Source organism: Microbacterium rhizophilum, assembly GCF_039605615.1.
In the GTDB taxonomy this organism is placed as follows: Bacteria; Actinomycetota; Actinomycetes; order Actinomycetales; family Microbacteriaceae; genus Microbacterium; species Microbacterium rhizophilus.
The window spans coordinates 205,008-221,340 of record NZ_JBCNUN010000005.1; the positions used below are offsets into that span (position 1 = coordinate 205,008).

15 protein-coding genes and 1 pseudogene are annotated in these 16,333 nt (G+C 68.0%); 6 read left to right on the plus strand and 10 right to left on the minus strand.

Annotated elements, in window-relative coordinates; translation table 11 throughout:
• Positions 1–12: 12 nt before the first annotated feature.
• From AAD528_RS10900 to AAD528_RS10930, 7 genes are all read right to left on the minus strand, one after another.
• Positions 13–1,743, minus strand: coding sequence for a DNA/RNA helicase domain-containing protein (locus tag AAD528_RS10900; protein ID WP_345752099.1), 1,731 nt, complete (start codon positions 1,741–1,743; stop codon positions 13–15).
• On the minus strand, positions 1,730–2,050 hold the full coding sequence (locus tag AAD528_RS10905) for a nucleotide pyrophosphohydrolase (RefSeq protein WP_345752100.1): 321 nt from the start codon (positions 2,048–2,050) through the stop codon (positions 1,730–1,732). Before AAD528_RS10905 ends, AAD528_RS10900 begins: the two co-directional genes overlap by 14 nt.
• A 93-nt stretch (positions 2,051–2,143) precedes the next feature.
• A complete protein-coding gene (locus tag AAD528_RS10910; RefSeq protein WP_345752101.1) occupies positions 2,144–2,488 on the minus strand; it encodes a hypothetical protein in 345 nt (114 codons plus the stop codon).
• The gene (locus AAD528_RS10915; protein WP_345752102.1) at positions 2,485–3,633 is read right to left on the minus strand and encodes a TRAFAC clade GTPase domain-containing protein; all 1,149 of its coding nucleotides are present in this window, start codon (positions 3,631–3,633) and stop codon (positions 2,485–2,487) included. The genes AAD528_RS10910 and AAD528_RS10915 overlap by 4 nt, the downstream gene beginning before the upstream one ends.
• Positions 3,630–6,167 carry a GIY-YIG nuclease family protein gene (locus AAD528_RS10920; protein ID WP_345752103.1) on the minus strand — a complete coding sequence of 846 codons (2,538 nt, stop codon included), beginning with the start codon at positions 6,165–6,167 and terminating at the stop codon, positions 3,630–3,632. The genes AAD528_RS10915 and AAD528_RS10920 overlap by 4 nt, the downstream gene beginning before the upstream one ends.
• Positions 6,160–7,827, minus strand: coding sequence for an Eco57I restriction-modification methylase domain-containing protein (locus AAD528_RS10925; protein WP_345752104.1), 1,668 nt, complete (start codon positions 7,825–7,827; stop codon positions 6,160–6,162). The genes AAD528_RS10920 and AAD528_RS10925 overlap by 8 nt, the downstream gene beginning before the upstream one ends.
• Positions 7,824–8,462 (minus strand): N-6 DNA methylase, encoded by a 639-nt coding sequence (locus AAD528_RS10930; RefSeq protein ID WP_345752105.1) that lies wholly within the window; start codon positions 8,460–8,462, stop codon positions 7,824–7,826. Before AAD528_RS10930 ends, AAD528_RS10925 begins: the two co-directional genes overlap by 4 nt.
• A gap of 73 nt (positions 8,463–8,535) precedes the next feature.
• Between AAD528_RS10930 and AAD528_RS10935 the strand changes: the two genes are divergently transcribed.
• The 6 genes from AAD528_RS10935 (at position 8,536) to AAD528_RS10960 (ending at position 12,604) form a co-directional block, all read left to right on the plus strand.
• Entirely contained in the window at positions 8,536–8,841 is a 306-nt protein-coding gene (locus tag AAD528_RS10935) for a helix-turn-helix domain-containing protein (RefSeq protein ID WP_345752106.1), read from the plus strand.
• 146 nt (positions 8,842–8,987) lie between these two features.
• Positions 8,988–9,224, plus strand: coding sequence for a CopG family transcriptional regulator (locus AAD528_RS10940; protein WP_345752107.1), 237 nt, complete (start codon positions 8,988–8,990; stop codon positions 9,222–9,224).
• Between the two features lie 17 nt (positions 9,225–9,241).
• Complete coding sequence (locus AAD528_RS10945) at positions 9,242–9,664, plus strand: TA system VapC family ribonuclease toxin (RefSeq protein WP_345752119.1); 423 nt, start codon at positions 9,242–9,244, stop codon at positions 9,662–9,664.
• 9 nt (positions 9,665–9,673) lie between these two features.
• Positions 9,674–10,240 carry a GNAT family N-acetyltransferase gene (locus AAD528_RS10950; RefSeq protein ID WP_345752108.1) on the plus strand — a complete coding sequence of 189 codons (567 nt, stop codon included), beginning with the start codon at positions 9,674–9,676 and terminating at the stop codon, positions 10,238–10,240.
• On the plus strand, positions 10,237–11,406 hold the full coding sequence (locus AAD528_RS10955; protein ID WP_345752109.1) for a CaiB/BaiF CoA transferase family protein: 1,170 nt from the start codon (positions 10,237–10,239) through the stop codon (positions 11,404–11,406). The genes AAD528_RS10950 and AAD528_RS10955 overlap by 4 nt, the downstream gene beginning before the upstream one ends.
• Positions 11,407–11,443: 37 nt before the next feature.
• Positions 11,444–12,604: an acyl-CoA dehydrogenase family protein gene (locus AAD528_RS10960; protein WP_345752110.1), complete on the plus strand. Its 1,161-nt coding sequence runs from the start codon at positions 11,444–11,446 to the stop codon at positions 12,602–12,604.
• 9 nt (positions 12,605–12,613) lie between these two features.
• On the opposite strand, the gene AAD528_RS10965 is transcribed toward AAD528_RS10960, so the two are convergent.
• The 3 genes and pseudogenes from AAD528_RS10965 to AAD528_RS10975 all read right to left on the minus strand — a co-directional run.
• Positions 12,614–13,402 (minus strand): carbon-nitrogen hydrolase family protein, encoded by a 789-nt coding sequence (locus AAD528_RS10965; RefSeq protein WP_345752111.1) that lies wholly within the window; start codon positions 13,400–13,402, stop codon positions 12,614–12,616.
• A gap of 4 nt (positions 13,403–13,406) precedes the next feature.
• Positions 13,407–15,125 carry a flavin monoamine oxidase family protein gene (locus AAD528_RS10970; RefSeq protein ID WP_345752112.1) on the minus strand — a complete coding sequence of 573 codons (1,719 nt, stop codon included), beginning with the start codon at positions 15,123–15,125 and terminating at the stop codon, positions 13,407–13,409.
• 51 nt (positions 15,126–15,176) lie between these two features.
• A pseudogene (locus AAD528_RS10975) lies at positions 15,177–16,333 on the minus strand (hypothetical protein); the annotation flags it as partial.

A 16,333-nucleotide genomic window follows, 5' to 3' on the forward strand; every position in this document is an offset into this window, starting at 1 on the left:
CCTCGGCGAGCCTCAGCCGTTCCCGCCGAGCACGCCCCGCATCCGCTCCCGCAGGGCGCGGTCGCACACGTACACGTACGTCCCGCGCATGCCGCGGGTCATGAGCACGCGGTAGACGTTGCGCACGAGCGCGAGCAGATCCTCGTCGGTGTATCGGATGCCGAGCGCGCCGTTGTCCTGCGCCGCGGTCTTGTCGAAGTAGCTCGCGCGATCGAACGCGAGCCGTCCGCGCTCCGCGTCCCAGCGCAGATCCGGTCCGATGATCACACCCGCGTAGTTGAGGTCGTAGCCCTGCACCGTGTGGATGCTGCCGACCTCATCGACGGATCCGGGCGAGTTGATCCAGTCCTTGTCCGTCTGGTTCCAGCGCATCGAGACCCCGTCGAGCTCGATGTCGTACGCGCTCCTGTCCTTCTTCGTGCGCCACTTCCACGCGTAACCGGCGACGAGACGAGACAGCCCGTGCTCGTCGTCGCGGGCGCGGATCGCGTCGCGCAGCTCTCCGAGGTCGTCGAACATCCGCAGGTCGTAGTGCTCGAACGACGCGGGTGCGGGGAGGTCGTCGCTCAGCAGCGCGCGGACGAACGCGATGTAGTCGTCGCCGCCCGCGACGCGCATCTGCGACCACAGCCGATGCCAGCGGTTCGCAGTCTTCGCCTCGGCGACCAGGGCCGCCTGCGTATCCTGCGGCAGGTCGGCGGTGCGCACGCTCTGCTCGCTGTCGATCAGGAAGATCTGATGCGCGCTGCGATCCCGGATCCAGTCGAGCTGCGTCTTCGTCGGATCATCCGTGCCGTAGAGCTTCTCGGTGATCAGCTGGCGCTTCTTGTTGAGCGGCCCGAGGTTGGCGCGCTGGGTGAGCCGGTGGGCCTCGTCGACGATCAGGAGGTCGAACGGCGCGTCGCTCTCCCCGACCTGGAACGGCGTCAGCACGGGCACCTTCCTGAGCCCGGGCGTGCGCCGGAAGACCCGCTTGACGGACTCCCGCAGCGACTGCTGCGGGATCACGAGGCCGATCCGCTTCCCTTCGAGCAGGGCGCGCTTGTCGGCGACGTACCGCTCGGAGAAGCGCTCGTCCGCGTCGTGCAGCTCAGCCGGATCCAGGGTGCGGATGTCCTCGAGCAGCTTGAGCAGGTAGATCGCGACGATGGTCTTGCCCGTGCCGGGGTCGCCCTGCACCACCGAGGTGCTGCGCGTGCCGGTCGCGAGATCGACGAACAGCTCGTCGAGGAGCGAGTCGATCGCCGCGGCCTGCCCGTCGTTCAGGGCCTTGAACGGCGACAGCTTGAACATGTCGCTGTTGCGGATCTGGGTGATCGACCGCGTGAACAGCTTCTGATCGCGCAGCTTCTGGAAGATCTCCTCGAACGTCGCGCGATACGCGTCCCGCTCGTAGTAATCCCAGTCGACCTGGCCCTTGTTGCTGTTCAGGACCTGGTACTTCGCGTCGGCGCCGAACCACTCGATGAGGCGGGACTCGAGGTCGAGGCAGGCCGACTTGTTGAACTTCCGGCCGAGCACCAGGCGCACGGCGTGGAGCCGGCGCTTGTCGGCGTTCCCGTAGTGCTGCTCGAGGCGGCGGGCCGCGCTGGTCGTCTCCCCCACGTACACGTGGGTGTCGTTGTTGATGACGTACACGACGGGCCAGTCGGAGAAGCGGCGGTCACCGTCCGCCGACATCTGCTTCAGCGCCGCCGCCGTCTCGCGGCCGAACGAGAGGTGCTCGATCTCAAAGTCGGTCATACTTCGTCGTCCTCCCCCGCGACGTCTCGACGGGGTACTTCGCGCGCGTCTTCTCGAGCTTGTCGAGCACGATCTGATCCGGATCCAGGTCCAGCCGGTTCGCGAGCGCCAGGCAGTAGGTCAGCACGTCGGCGAGTTCCTCCTGCACGTGCTGCGGATCGGCGTCCCCGCCCCACTGGAAGCACTCGAGCAGCTCGGCCGCCTCGATCGAGATGCTCTTCGCCAGGTTCTCGGGCGTGTGGAACTTCACCCAGTCGCGCTCGGCGGCGAACTCGCGGAGCGCATCGCGCACGTGTGAGGAGGACATGTTCCACACGCTAGCGGCGGGTGGCGACGCCAGCGGCGCTCGCTCCCGGCGGCGGGTCCGCCGGGAGGGCTGGTCAGAGGCCGCACCCGGTGCTCAACCAGACGCCAGCGGCGCCATCGGGAGGTCCCAGACCTGCGCATACTCGTCAGCCACCAGGGGCCAGACCTCACGCACCCCGTCTTCCAGCGATCCGACTCGCTCGGCGAGCGCGCCGTACAGCACGAAGCTATGCGAGACGGCGCGGCCCGCTCTGTCATGCCGGCCTTCTGGATCGGGGAACTTGAGCGCGACGACGTCTCCGACACGCGCGTACCCGCTCGCCGCACCCTCGAGCGGCGCCATTGCGATCTCGTAGTCACGCAGCGGGTCCTCCAGCCCGGCGGTGGTGAGGAACGTGAACCCCCACGCCCGCCCTCGCGTGCCCCAGATGTAGGTCACGTCTGGCTCCGCAGCAGCACGTCCTTCGCTTCGCCCTCGTCGAGTTCAAGGCGGAAGCGGGCGAGCGCTGCCACGAGGAATTCCTTCTTCGCCTTCGCCTCGCGCTCGATCTCCTCGAGCTTGTCGGTCCCCATCTCGGCGAACTGCTCGATCGCCTCCGCAGGGATGAGCGCGACGATTGCTCCGAGCACCTTGAGCTTCGGCACCTTCGCCAGCAACCCGAGAAGGTTGCCGAGGACAGACACGACACCGCCGGCTCCCTGCAGGAGCTGCTTCGCCAGCGCGGCGGGCAGTTGCTTCGCCCCCGCCCACTTCGCAAGCCGCTCGACCGGCAGCACCGAAGCGATCGGCAGGATGAGATCGAGCCCAACTCGGTCGGCGAGGTCGATCTTCTCAGGCGTGAACCGGGCGGACGAGAGCAGCAGAAAGTCGGCACCGACCGACAGCGCGTCGGGAGCCTGAACGTAGGACGCGATGACGTCTCGAAGCTGGAGCACATCCGAGCCGGCCTTCCCCAACACGAGATCGCGGAACCCACGCACGTCGATGTCGGGCAGCAGGTCGGTCTTGGACAACGCGATCATCCAGATGCGCGGGAATCGCTCGAGCGGCCGCCCGTCGGTGAGGATCTCGGATCGCAACCGCTCCAGGCCGTCCCGGAAGTTGTAGAACAGCGACTTGAGGTACGCCTCCTCGTGGCCCGCATTGTCGATCAGCCGCTGCGCATCCACGAGGAGCAACGCGACGTCGGATCGCATGAGGTCGCGGAAAGCGTCGACCCGACGCTGTGCCAACTCCCCAGCGAGATCTTGTCCGAACCACTCCCCCGGGTAGTCGTGCCAGACCACCTTCATGGTGTCCGCATTCGACGTTCCTGCAGCAACGCCCATCTTGAGCGTGAATCCGTATGCCGTGGACCTGAGGGTCGTCGTCTCCGGAAGGTCGCGGGAGTCTCTCATCCCCACGTAGTTCTTGTAGAGCGTGATCCCCTGCGCCTGACTGTCGGGTACGACCGAGAACAGGTTCTGCGCCGTGAAGCCCTTCTCCTGCGTCGGCCCGTAGAACGACGACAGCAACACGGTCTTCCCGCTGCCGCTCTCACCGAACACCGCGATGTGCTGCTCGAGTTCGCGCTTCACCTTCACGCTGCTTCTTCTCCCTCTACTGCGACGACGGTGTCGTAGAGACCGACGTGGCGCAGCCCCTCGTGCGAGTCGATGCCGGTGTACGACAGCGAAGCGTCCTCGTAGCGCCGGAACGCGAAGACCGCCTGGTTCATGTGCGCCGCGTTGAACACCCCGAGCGAGACGAGCATCTCGAAGTCTGAGACGTCGAGACCGGTCACCGCCTTGAAGAGGTCGGGCTCGATCTTCGTGATGACGTCCTTGAGCGTGTGCTCGCGGTAGTCGGTGAGGTACATGAAGGCGGGGATCCGGGTGGCGAACTTGATCAGCTTCTCCTGGATCTGCTTGCGCTTGCTCTTGTACTCCTTCTCCTCGTCCGTGAGCTGCTTCTTCTCACTGGGCGTGAGGTCCTCGCCCTGCTTCTGCTTCTTGGTCTCCTTGACCTGCTCCGACTTGTTGACGACCGTTTCGAAGACGTTCGTGCCGAGCGCTCGGAAGCCCTCGATGTTCATCACGGCGTCCATCGCCGCCTGGCTGCCCATGATCTTCTTCAGCGTCGCGTTGTCGACGTTGACGAGGATCGCGGACTCCCACTTCCGCGCCAGCAGGGTCGCGGAGGTCCCCGCCATCGCGATGTCGAGGATGCCTCCCGCGTCGACCTGCGTCATATGCGCGCCGTCATACGCGAGGACGGGCAGGAACTGCACGAGGTCGCGCACAGCCTCCTCGGGGTTGTTCTTCTCAGGTGCCAGGCCGATGCCATATTCGCTGATCTGGCGCAGGGCGCGGGTCGGCGCGAAGTCGAAGACGAAGCAGACCGGCTTGAGGACGCTCTCCTCGTTCGGATCGTCGCCGTTCGGGTTCTTGATCGACCACGGCGACTGCACGCGGAAAGCGGCCTGGAAGTACGTCTCCGGCGCCTTCAGATTCCGCAGCATCAGGATCGAGGACCACTCCTTGACCGTGACGCCGGTCGTGAGCTTGCCGACGGTGAGCGTGATCGTCTTGGTGTCGTAGCCGTTGCCGATGGCGTTGCGGACGGGCGGCAGAGCGTCGAGCCCGGTGCCGACCGTCGACGCAGACACATTCACGACCGCGTAGTCGTGCCAGAACGCGTTCTGAGGCTCAGCCATCAGCTTCGCCATGGCCGCGCACGAGTTCTTGCGGGGCAGCATCCAGATGGAGTGCTGCAGGTACGGCAGCAGGCGCACATCCGAGTACGGCAACGGCGGCTTCTCGCCCGTCTTCAGTGCGTCGACCTGCGTCGCGAAGTGCGCGCCGCGGATGATGTCGAGCCACTTCTGCACGTCGTTCTTGTGGACGAACTCCGCGGCCGCGTCCTCACCCTTCGCCTCGAAGAACGCGTTGAGGTCGAACTCATCGTGCTCGCCGCCGGATGCGACCGCGAGCAGCTCGTCGGGCATCTGGTAGGTGAGCAGGCGCATCTCCGGCAGGGAGCCGTACGGGTTCCACTCGCCCGGGCGATCCCGGGTGAACTCCGCCTTGGCCCGCTGCTCGTCGGTGTACGTCCAGTTGAAGATCTGTTCCTCGATGAACCGACCGGTGGCGAGCGCCTTGAACGGGGTGCCAGACAGATACAGGTAGGCGTTCACCTTCAGGGGAATGAAGGCGTCCTCGTCGCTCTCGAGTTCCTCGAGCTGCTCGGCGAAGGTTTCGAGCGCGGGATTGAACTCCTGCTTGACCTCCGCGGCCTCGCCATCCTCACCCTCGAAGAGCTCCTTAGCGGCGTCGCGCCAGGCGCCGAAGTGATACTCGTCGAAGACGACGAGATCCCAGGTCACGTCCGACAGCCACTTGTGCTTCGCCTTGAAGCTGCCGGCCGCGTCCTTGCCCATGAGGTCCTGGAACGAGCCGAAGAAGACGAGCGGTCGATCGGGGTCGGCTTCATCCGGCTTCCCGCCCGTGTTCTTCGAGTAGTACTGCCACCCGTTGAAGTCGACGTGGTTCTTGAGGTCGGCGTCCCAGGCATCCTCGACGGCGGGCTTGAAGGTCATGACGAGCACGCGCTGCGCCTCGAGGCGCTTGGCGAGCTGGTACGCCGTGAAGGTCTTGCCGAAACGCATCTTCGCGTTCCACAGGAACTCGGGGACGACGTCCTCCGCCCACGCCGACCGGATGTACGTCTCGGCCTTGTCGACCGCCGCCTTCTGCTCGGCGCGCATCGGAAAGTCGAGGTGATGACTGCCCTCGTAGGACTTCCCAGCGCGGAGCTCCGCGATGGCGGTCTCCACCTCGTCGAGGTCGCAGCGCATCCACTCCCCGAACGGGTTGTCGATGCCCTTCTCCTTGAGGCGGGCTCGAACGCTGTGGTCGGTGAAGATGCTCCCGTCGGGGCGCTCGGCGGAGGCATCGAGCACGATTTGGTAGTTGTGAATGCCCGCCGTCTTCAACTGCTCGCCGACGCGCTTCTTCACGTTCCGATTCGTCTGCCCGACCTTCAGCAGTCCCTCGTGCTGCGGGTCGTGGATCCCATATGCGTAGATCCGCTGGCGGGCTTCCGGCTTCGGAGCGAAAAGCTCGGTGGGTTCAGGCATCGGTCGCCCCACCCGCCTCCATCGGGCGGATCATCGACTCGATGAAGGCGACCTCGTCGTCGGTGATCGCGTACTTCGCGTAAAGCTCCTCATCTCTCCACGCGTGGGAGAGATCCTGGACGGGCACGAAAGCGAAAGATCCCTTCGAGATGTTCTGCGTCGTCTTGATGAGCGCGACCAGGAATCGGAAGAAGCGTGTGCGCATGTATGCGACGAGATTCATCCCCTCCTCGATCGAATCGACGAAGTCGACGATCAGGTATGTCTCCGTGGAGACTGAACCACGTGGAGCGACGATTGGTGCGCTGAAGACAGAGTGCGGATACTCATCGCCACCGGGACTCGCCTTCGAGACGAGCACCTTGATCCGGTCCTTGAAGGCGAGGTTGGAAGCCACGTCGCTCTGAGCGACGTACACCTCCTTGTCGACCGAAGAGCCCCGGCGGCTGCGGAAGAGGAGAATTGGAGTCTCCTCATCCTGGACAGTGGAGAACCGGGAGAAGTTCGAGGGGATGCCATACGGATTCCTCGACTGAACCCGGCTGTTGAACGTCACCTCGCCGTGCGCTCGCACCTTGTCGAGGATCGAGATGGCCTCATTGAATCGAATGAAGGTAGAGAGCCCGGGTTCGAGCGCGGGACGAACCGCGACGACCGGCACCCCGCTGTTTCGATGGTTCACAACACGGGTCGGCCCCACATGGGTCTCCGCCCAGCGGAAGACGCAGACCCCACCGCGAATGTTGACCCCCGGGAAGACCAACTCTGTCTCCGCGTAGTCATGGATCTCGGCGAGGTGCCCGTCGCTCAGCATCGAGTCGCGGAAGTCGTCGAGTCCCTTGCCGCCGGAGTACCACCGAGCAGGCACCACCATCATCAGCTGTCGCGGCCCCAGCTCTTTCGCCTGCTCGACGAATCGGTGGTAGAGCGGGCTCGCGCTCGCCCCTTCGCCGCCGCCGTCGTTCAGCTGGTAGGGCGGGTTCCCGATGATGACGTCGAACTGCATGTCGGCTCCGAACAGCTCGGCGACGCGAGCCTTGATGTCGTCGGTGTGAATGAACGCGTAGGCGTGCGTCTCGAGTTGGTCGCCGCGGCGATATTCGTCCTCGCTCGCGCCGCAGAACCGGCAACGACGGCCCACGATCGTCGGGTTGCCCTCGGCGTCGAGCAGGTCGTGCTTCTTCGAGCCGCCCACCCAGGTGTGCTGGGTGCGCTCGAACCAGATGTTGCCGTCGGGGTGCTCGAAGGAGCTCGCAATGGAGTGAGAGCCGTTCGCGAACTTCGAGCAGTAGAGGCTACGGCGGGCGAGCAGCGACGTGAGCTGCGTGATGCCGATCCCGAAGATCTGCTTCGTGAGGATGTGGTCGACACGCTCCGCGAGGTCGAGAATCTGCGACTCGAGTCCCTCGGTGAGGCGGCGCGTGATCTCCCGGAGGAAGACGCCCGACTTCGTGAAGGGGTCGAGGAAGGTCACGGTCGGGTCGGCCCAGATCGAGGCGCCGTCGTTCGACTCAGCCCAGGCCACCTCAAGGGTGTCCAGCATCCTGTTCGCGAACTCCGGCGGGGTGAAGACCTCATCGTTCGAGAGGTTCGCAATGCAGGTGAGCACGTCCGGGTTGTGCGAGGCGAGCTTGAGCTCCGCCTTCTCGGGTGCGCTCACGCCGCGAGGTCCTTCACGGTCAGCGGCGGGTACGACCGCACCGGCGTGAAAATCTCGTGCTCTTCGAACATCGAGAACAGGCCGGCAGTGGCCGTCGAGCGCTGAGCGAGGTTCTCGAAATGGAAATCGCGCCGCTGGTATCGGCCCTTGCCGACATACCCCCACTCGGGGAAGGTGATCGGCTCTCCTGCGGAGTCCGTCATCTTGAGCGCATCGCCCTGGACGATGTTCGCCGCGAGCACTGCTTCCGCAGAACGTGACCACTCGTCGCCCGGGGCGGCGCCGAGGTACACCTCGAACACTTCCCGCAGATTCGCGCGGCACTCGGCGGCGTTGTCCGGCAGCAGCTCGATGCCGTACACGCACATCAGCGCGAACAACGCGTAGTGGCGCTTCTCGAAGTCGCTCCGGCCGTGTCGAGCCTCCACCGCGGCGAGCTTCCGGGCGAGCACGGCGACGAGGAAGTTGCCAGAGCCGCAGGCAGGTTCCAGGAAGCGCGAGTCGATGCGCGCGGTCTCGTTCTTGACCAGGTTGAGCATGTCGTCGACCAGCCAAGACGGCGTGAAGACCTCACCGTGATCCGCGACTCTCTGCCGTGACTTGACCAGTCGCTCGGGGAGGCTCGCATCGGTCACCTTGTGAGTTTGGTACTTGTACCCGGGTTCTTGCAACCTGGCGCTACTGACCGGGTGCAATCAGGCTTTTCGGGTGCCTCGCGTCGCCTCTCCTGCTGCCGCCCACATCGGCGGACACATCAGGCGGATCCGTGACGGCCTGGAGATGACGCACGACGAACTCGCTGCAGAGACGTCGATCGATTCGTCGAACATCCGGGCGTACGAAGCGGGTCGACAGCTGCCGAGCCTGCACAACCTCATCCGCATCTGCGAAGCGCTCCGCGCGGCACCGGGTGACGTCCTCGAAGGGGTCAGTTCCGAGATGTTCCCGACGCCGGCCGTCGACCGGCGCACGCGGGCGCACCGCAGGAACTCAGGCGCAGGCACCGCGGCCTGACAGGCAGCGGCCCGGCTCCTCGTAGCAAGCGACGAGTTGCGGACTGCTCGAGATGATCGCCGCGGAGTACCAGATCAGCCGACGGCGAGAAGAGCGACTGAGTCCTCCTCAAGCAGACGTCTGCACCCAGGCGTATGCTGATCTGCATGCGGACGACGCTGAACTTCCCTGACGCCCTGGCGCGGGCAGCGAAGGAGCGCGCCGCCCAGGAGGGTCTCACGTTCACGAGCTTCCTCGAGCAGGCCGTGCGTGAGCGACTGGCTCGGACCACGGTGCCCGCGGAGATCCCGCCGCCGCCGACGTTCAGGCCGAACATCGCCGGCGCGCTGATCGACATCGACGACAAGGACGCGTTGTGGGACGTCCTGGATGAGCGCGCGTGACGCTGTACGTTCCCGACGTGAACATCCTGGTTCACGCCTTTCGGGAGGACGCGCCTGACCACACGGCATGCGACTCGTGGATCAGGAGCACGCTCCGCTCAGACCGAGTAGGCGTCGCGGACACGATCCTCTCCGGCTTCGTCCGCGTGGTGACGAACGCTCGGATCTTCTCCGCCCCTGCACCGACTGCCGATGCCCTCGCCTACGCCCGCTGGCTGCTCGACGCGCCCACCTCGACGTGGCTGCATCAGGGCGCCGAGACGTGGGACCGTCTCGAGACGCTCGCGAGCGCAGACTCCGGCATTCGCGGCAACCTCGTGCCCGACGCGCACATCGCAGCCCTCTGCCTCGCGAACGGTGCGACGCTGGCCACGCGCGATCGCGGCTTCGCCCGCTTCGACGGACTGCGCTTCTTCGATCCGGCCTCGTCCGCCTCGTAGGGTCGAAGCATGGACCCTCTCGACGCCGCGACCTGGCCCGTGCTGACGGAGCGCCTCTCGATCCGCCGCGCGCAGGCCGACGATGCCGAGACCACGTGGCGGTGGCGGAAGCTGCCCGAGGTCGGCGAATGGATCACGCGCGCGCCGCAGGACTACGAGGCCTACCGCGCGCACTTCGTCGAGCCGCACCGGATGCACGACCTCCTGATCGTGGAGCTCGACGGCGAGCCGATCGGCGACATCATGCTGAAGATCCAGGACGGCTGGACGCAGGCCGAGGTCGCCGAGCAGGGCAAGGGCGTGCAGGCGGAGCTCGGCTGGACGTTCGATCCCGCGTTCCACGGCCGCGGCTACGCGACCGAGGCGGTGCGCGGCGCGATCGGCGTGTGCTTCGAGCAGCTCGGGCTGCTGCGCGTGCACGCGGGCTGCTTCGCGGCGAACGAGCCCTCGTGGCGCCTCATGGAACGACTCGGAATGCGCCGCGAGGAATACAGCCGCAAGACCGGCCTGCACCGCTCGGGCGTGTGGATGGACGGCATGAACTACGGCCTGCTCGCCGAGGAGTGGAACGGATGACCGACGCCGCCGCGCCTGATAGCACAGCGCCGCTCGACGGCATCCTGGTCGCCGACTTCTCGCGCGTGCTCGCGGGCCCGCTCGCGAGCATGACGCTCGCCGACCTCGGCGCGCGCGTCGTGAAGGTCGAGCGGCCCGGCGCGGGCGACGACACCCGCGCGTGGGGGCCACCCTGGAGCCCGCATGCCGCGACCTACTTCGAGGGCGTGAACCGCAACAAGGAGTCGGTCGCGCTCGACCTGAAGGACCCGGACGACCTCGAGCGGGCGAGGCGCCTGGGCACGCGTGCCGACGTCGTGATCGAGAACTTCCTGCCCGGCACGCTCGACCGCGTCGGCCTCGGCTACGACGACGTCGCGCGCGAGAACCCCGGCGTGATCTACGTGTCGATCACGGGCTTCGGCTCGGCCGGCGGCGCGCAGCTGCCCGGCTACGACTTCGTCGTGCAGGCGGTCGGCGGCCTCATGCACATCACGGGCGCCCCGGACGGCGACCCCATGAAGGTCGGCGTCGCGGTCGTCGATGTGCTCACGGGCAAGGACGCCGTGATCGGCGTGCTCGCGGCCCTTCGCCGCCGCGCCGCGACCGGCGCCGGATCCCGCATCGAGGTCTCCCTGCTCAGCAGCCTGCAGGGCGCGCTCGCGAACCAGGCCGCGGCTCACCTCGGCGCGGGCGCCTCCCCCGCCCGCCTCGGCAACGTGCATCCGTCGATCGCGCCGTACGAGCTGCTGCAGTGCGCCGACGGCCCGCTCGCGATCGCCGCCGGCAACGACGGACAGTTCCGCAAGCTGACCGAAGCGCTCGGGACCCCGCAGCTGGCGCAGGATGACCGCTTCCGCACGAACGCGGATCGCGTCGCGCACCGCCCGGCGCTGCGCGAGGCGCTCGAGACCGCCCTCGCCGCGGCGACCGCGGCCGAGTGGCAGGAGCGGCTCACCGCGGTGGGCGTGCCCGCCGGCCAGGCGGGCGACATCGCGGACGGCCTGGACTTCGCCGAGCGCGTCGGCCTCGAGCCCACGATCGAGGTGCACGCCGCGGACGGCACGTCGCACGGCCGGCAGGTGCGCCATCCGGTGCTCTGGGATCCGCCGTTCGACGCGCCCCGCCGCGCGGCGCCTGCGCTCGACGAGCAGGGCGACGCGATCCGATCCTGGCTCGACGGCTGATCCCGGATCCGCGCCCCCGTCGGGATATCGTGATCGGATGACCGGCCCCACCGACCTGCTCGACCTCGACGACCTGCTCACGGAACAGGAGCTCGCCACGCGCGACGCCGTGCGAGGGTTCGTCGACGCGCACATCCGCCCGAACATCGCGCAGTGGTACGACAAGGCGCACTTCCCGACCGAGATCATCCCCGAGCTCGGCCGCCTGGGCGTGCTCGGCATGATCTACCAGGGCTACGGCTGCCCCGGCCGCGGCGCCGTGGAGTACGGGCTCGCGGCGCTCGAGCTCGAGGCCGGAGACTCCGGCCTGCGCACGTTCGTGTCGGTGCAGGGATCGCTCGCGATGTCCGCGATCTACAAGTTCGGCTCCGAGGAGCAGAAGAACGAGTACCTGCCGCGCATGGCGAGCGGCGAGCTGGTCGGCTGCTTCGGCCTGACCGAGCCGACGGCCGGATCGGACCCCGGCAGCATGAAGACGTTCGCGCACCGCGACGGCGACGACTGGGTGATCGACGGCGCCAAGCGCTGGATCGGCCTCGCCTCGATCGCCGGCATCGCCGTGATCTGGGCGATGACGGATGAGGGCGTGCGCGGCTTCGTCGTCCCCACCGACACCCCCGGCTTCACCGCCACGCCCATCGAGCCGAAGATGTCGATGCGCGCGTCGATCCAGTGCGACATCACGCTCGACCGCGTGCGCCTTCCCGCGTCCGCGCAGCTGCCCGAGGCGCGCGGCCTCAAGGCGCCGTTCGCATGCCTGAACGAGGCGCGCTACGGCATCGCGTGGGGCGTGCTCGGCGCGGCGCGCGACAGCTACCTCACGGCGCTGACCTACGCGCAGGAGCGGATCCAGTTCGGCCGCCCGATCGCGGGCTTCCAGCTCACGCAGGCCAAGCTCGCCGACATGGCCGTGAAGATCACGCAGGGCCAGCTCGTCGCCCTGCGCCTCGGGCGCCTCAAGGAGCAGGGCCGGATCCAGCCGCACCACATCTCGGTCGGCAAGCTCGCCAACACGCGCGACGCGATCGCGATCGCCCGGGAGGCGCGCACGATCCTGGGCGGCAACGGCGTCTCGGCCGACTACTCGCCGCTGCGTCACGCGAACAACCTCGAGTCGGTGCGCACGTACGAGGGCACCGACGAGGTGCACACCCTCGTGCTCGGCCGGCACATCACCGGGCTCGAGGCGTTCCGGTAAGACGCCGCCTCAGTACAGCTCCGGCCGCCGGTCGCGCAGGTACGGGAGCGGATCGCCCACCGCGTCCGCGATCAGCAGCTCCTCGCCGTCGGCCGCGGCGAGCGCGAGCACGGCGCCATCCGGCCCGCACACCGTGCTGAGGCCCGCGTAGACCTGGTCGCCCCCGCCTTCTATCGACTCCGTGCCGCAGTAGTTCGCGTACGCCACGGTCACGCCGTTCTCGAGGGCGCGGGCGCGCACCAGCACGGTCGAGACCAGCGCGTACGGCACCATGTTCGCGGTCGGCGCGAGCACGACCTCGGCGCCCCCGGCGGCCAGCGCCCGCACCGCCTCGGGGAACTCCACGTCGTAGCAGATCAGCATTCCGACCCGGAGGCCCCGGAAGTGGAATGCCGCGGGCCGCGCGTCGGCGGGCGTGAACCGCTCGCCGTCGAGCCCGCCGAACAGGTGCGCCTTGCGGTGCGCGCCGATCGCTCGCCCGTCGTCCACGAGCTGCGCCGCGTTCGCGATCCCGCCATCGTCGAGGCGCTCGGGATATCCGTACGCGATCGCGACGCCGGTGCGGCGCGTGATGCCCGCGATCGCCTCGAAGATCGGCCCGTCCGGTGCCTCGGCGAGCTCGCGCGTCCGCTCGATCCCGATGTCGTAGCCCGTGACGTACATCTCCGGCGTGACGAGGACATCCGCCCCACTCGCGGCCGCTCGCTCCGCGGTCTCCGCGAGCCGCGCCAGGTTCGCGCCCACATCCCCCGGCAGCGACGGGCACTGCCAGGCGGCGATCCGCAGCGGGCGGGCCATGGTCCTACTCCGGCAGCGCGATAGGCGCGAGTTCGGCGAACCGGTCGCCCGGTCCGGGGTTGTCCGGAGGCGTGGCGCCGCCGAAGTGGTGCAGCACGCCCCACACCGCGTTGAGCGCGGTCTGCACGGCGCCCTCGGCCCACGCCGGCGTGAACGACACGTCGTCGCCCGCGATGAAGATGCCGCGCTCGGCATCCGGCGCGTCATCCTGCATGAAGTGCGTGTACATCCGGTGGTTGTACCGGTAGTGACCGGGCAGCGCGCCCTTGAACGCACCGAGGAAGTACGGATCGTCCTCCCACGTCACCGTGACCGGATCGCCCACGATGTGCGAACGGATGTCGACATCGGGATAGATCTTCGCCAGCGCGTTCAGCGCCAGGTCGACGCGGCGGTCCAGCGAATGCGGGAGCATCTTCAGCGAGTCGGACATCCACGAGTACGACAGGCAGATCACGGCCGGCTTCCCCGGTCCGCTGTCGAACAGGTACGTGCCGCGCGTGAGGCGGTCGGTGAGCGTCATGCTCATGGTGTCGCGCCCGGTCGCGGGGTCGATCCGCTTCCAGAACGGCTCGTCCACCATCACGAACGTCTTGGTCGACTGCATGTAGCGCGTGCGGTCGAGGGCCATCCACATGTCCTGCGAGAACAGGCTCTCATCGCAGTCGATCTCGGTCGTCAGCAGCCAGCTCTGGCACGTCGCGACGACCGCGTCGTGCGTGCGGGTCGTGCCCCAGCGGTCCCGGATGTCGAAGGTCACACCGTCCGCGGATCGGCAGATCGCGGACGCCGCCGGCAGCGTCGCGCCGCCGTGCAGGGCCGCGAGCGTCGTGCCGGCGGGCCACGGGCTGCCCTCGCGCACGGGCAGATCCCACAGCCCGCGCGGCAGCTGCTCGACGCCGCCCTCGATCAGGCGCTGGTCGGTGTCGCACTCGAGCACCGCGACGCGCAGGATCTCGAGCATCGAGTTCGGGAAGTCCGAGTCCCAGCCGCCCGTGCCGAACCCGACCTGCCCGAACGCCTCGCGGTGCCGGAAGGACAGCTTCGAGAAGGCCTGCGAGCTCGCGATGAAGTCGTAGAACGTGCGGTCGTCCCAGGCGTGCACGAGCTCATCCCACAGGCGCTTGAGCTCGACGTGGTCGCGCGCGGCGATCGCGTCCTGCAGGGCCGTGAATCCGATCTCCTCGAGCGCGGCGTCCCATGCGTCCGAGACCTCGCGGAAGAACTCCGGCAGGTCGTCGAGCGTGCGGCCGTAGAACGTCTCGCCCCACAGGTCGATCACCGTGCTGCCCGCCGCCTCCGTGAGCGGGTTCGGGAAGGGCCGATGAGTCAGCCCCAGCCGGTCGGCGTAGTGGAAGAACGCGGCTCCCGAGCGCGGGAAGCGCATGCCGCCGAGCTCCGCGACCGCGCCGTCGCCGCCCTCGAAGCGGTGCGTGCGCAGGCGGCCGCCGATGCGCGTGGGCTCGTAGATCACGGGCTTGAGGCCGAGGCTCATGAGCTCGTACGCCGCGACCATGCCCGCCAGGCCCGCCCCGATGATCGCGACCTCGCGGCCGTGCGCCCCGTCGGGCAACGACCCGAGCCCGGCGGAGGCCGAGATCCAGTCGTCGAACGGGAACGGGAAGTCCGGCCCGAACATCGTCATGCCCGCGGGCTCCCCCGGGCCGGTGAGGAAGCCCCCGTCGGCGGACGGGTCCGAGGTCGTCGAATCGGCGGCGGTCATCGGCTCATCGTACGACGAGCCGATGACCCGCAGCCGCCTTGGTGCGCGGCGTCAGCGCAGCGTTTCGCAGGCGATCCCGTCGCTGTCCGCGTCCAGGCGGTAGTAGTCGCCGAGTCCGGCCGCGACCGTGCGCTTGAGCGCGCTCTGCGCCTCCGACCAGTTCGAGAAGTCGCCGCAGTCGAGGTCACCCGAGGGAACCCACGCGGGGGCCGGAGCCGGAGCCGGTGCCGAAGCAGCGGGACGCGGCACGACCTTGCCCACACTCGTGCGGACGAGGGTCGTGTAGCCGGCCTTCTTCCCGGTGACCTTGACCGTGAGCGTCTTGCCCGCGATGGCCTTCGGGATCGTCAGGGTCGCCGACCGGGCGCCGGAGATCGCCGCCCCGTTCGCGTACCACTGGTACGACCGGGTGACACCCGCGGTCCAGGTGCCGGGCTTCGCCGTCACCTTCGACCCGACCTTCACGGTCCCGCTGATCGCCGGGATCGCACCCGACAGGGTGCCGGCTGCAACCTTCTTGCCCGTCGAGCCCTTCACGAGAGTCGTGTAACCCGTCTTCTTGCCGGTGACCTTGACCGTGAGCGTCTTGCCGACCACGGACGCCGGGATCGTCAGGGTCGCCGACCGGGCGCCGGAGATCGCCGCCCCGTTCGCGTACCACTGGTACGACCGGGTGACACCCACGGTCCAGGTGCCGGGCTTCGCCGTCACCTTCGACCCGACCTTCACGGTCCCGCCGATCGTCGGCACCGCGCCGCTCAGCGTGCCGGCGGCGATCTTCTTCGACGAGGAGCCCCTCACCAGCGTGGAGTAGCCGGTCTTGGAGCCGGTGACCTTCACCGTCAGGTACTTCCCCGACAGCGACGCCGGAACCGTCAGGAACGAGTACCGCGCCCCCGAGATCGCCGCACCGTTCGCATACCACTGGTACTTCAGCGATGCGCCCGCGGTCCACGTGCCCGGCTTGACGGTCACCTTGGATCCGACCTTCACGGTGCCGCCGATCGTCGGGGTGGCGCCCGTGAGGGTGCCCGCGGCGATCTTCTTGCCCGCCGACAGCTTCGCCGCCGTGGTGTACCCCGCCAGCGCACCGGTCACCTTCACCGTCAGCGTCTTACCCACATACGTTGCCGGGATCGCGTACGACGACCCCGTCGCCCCGCGGATCGCCGTGCCCGACGCGTACCACTGGTAAGCCAGCTTCACAC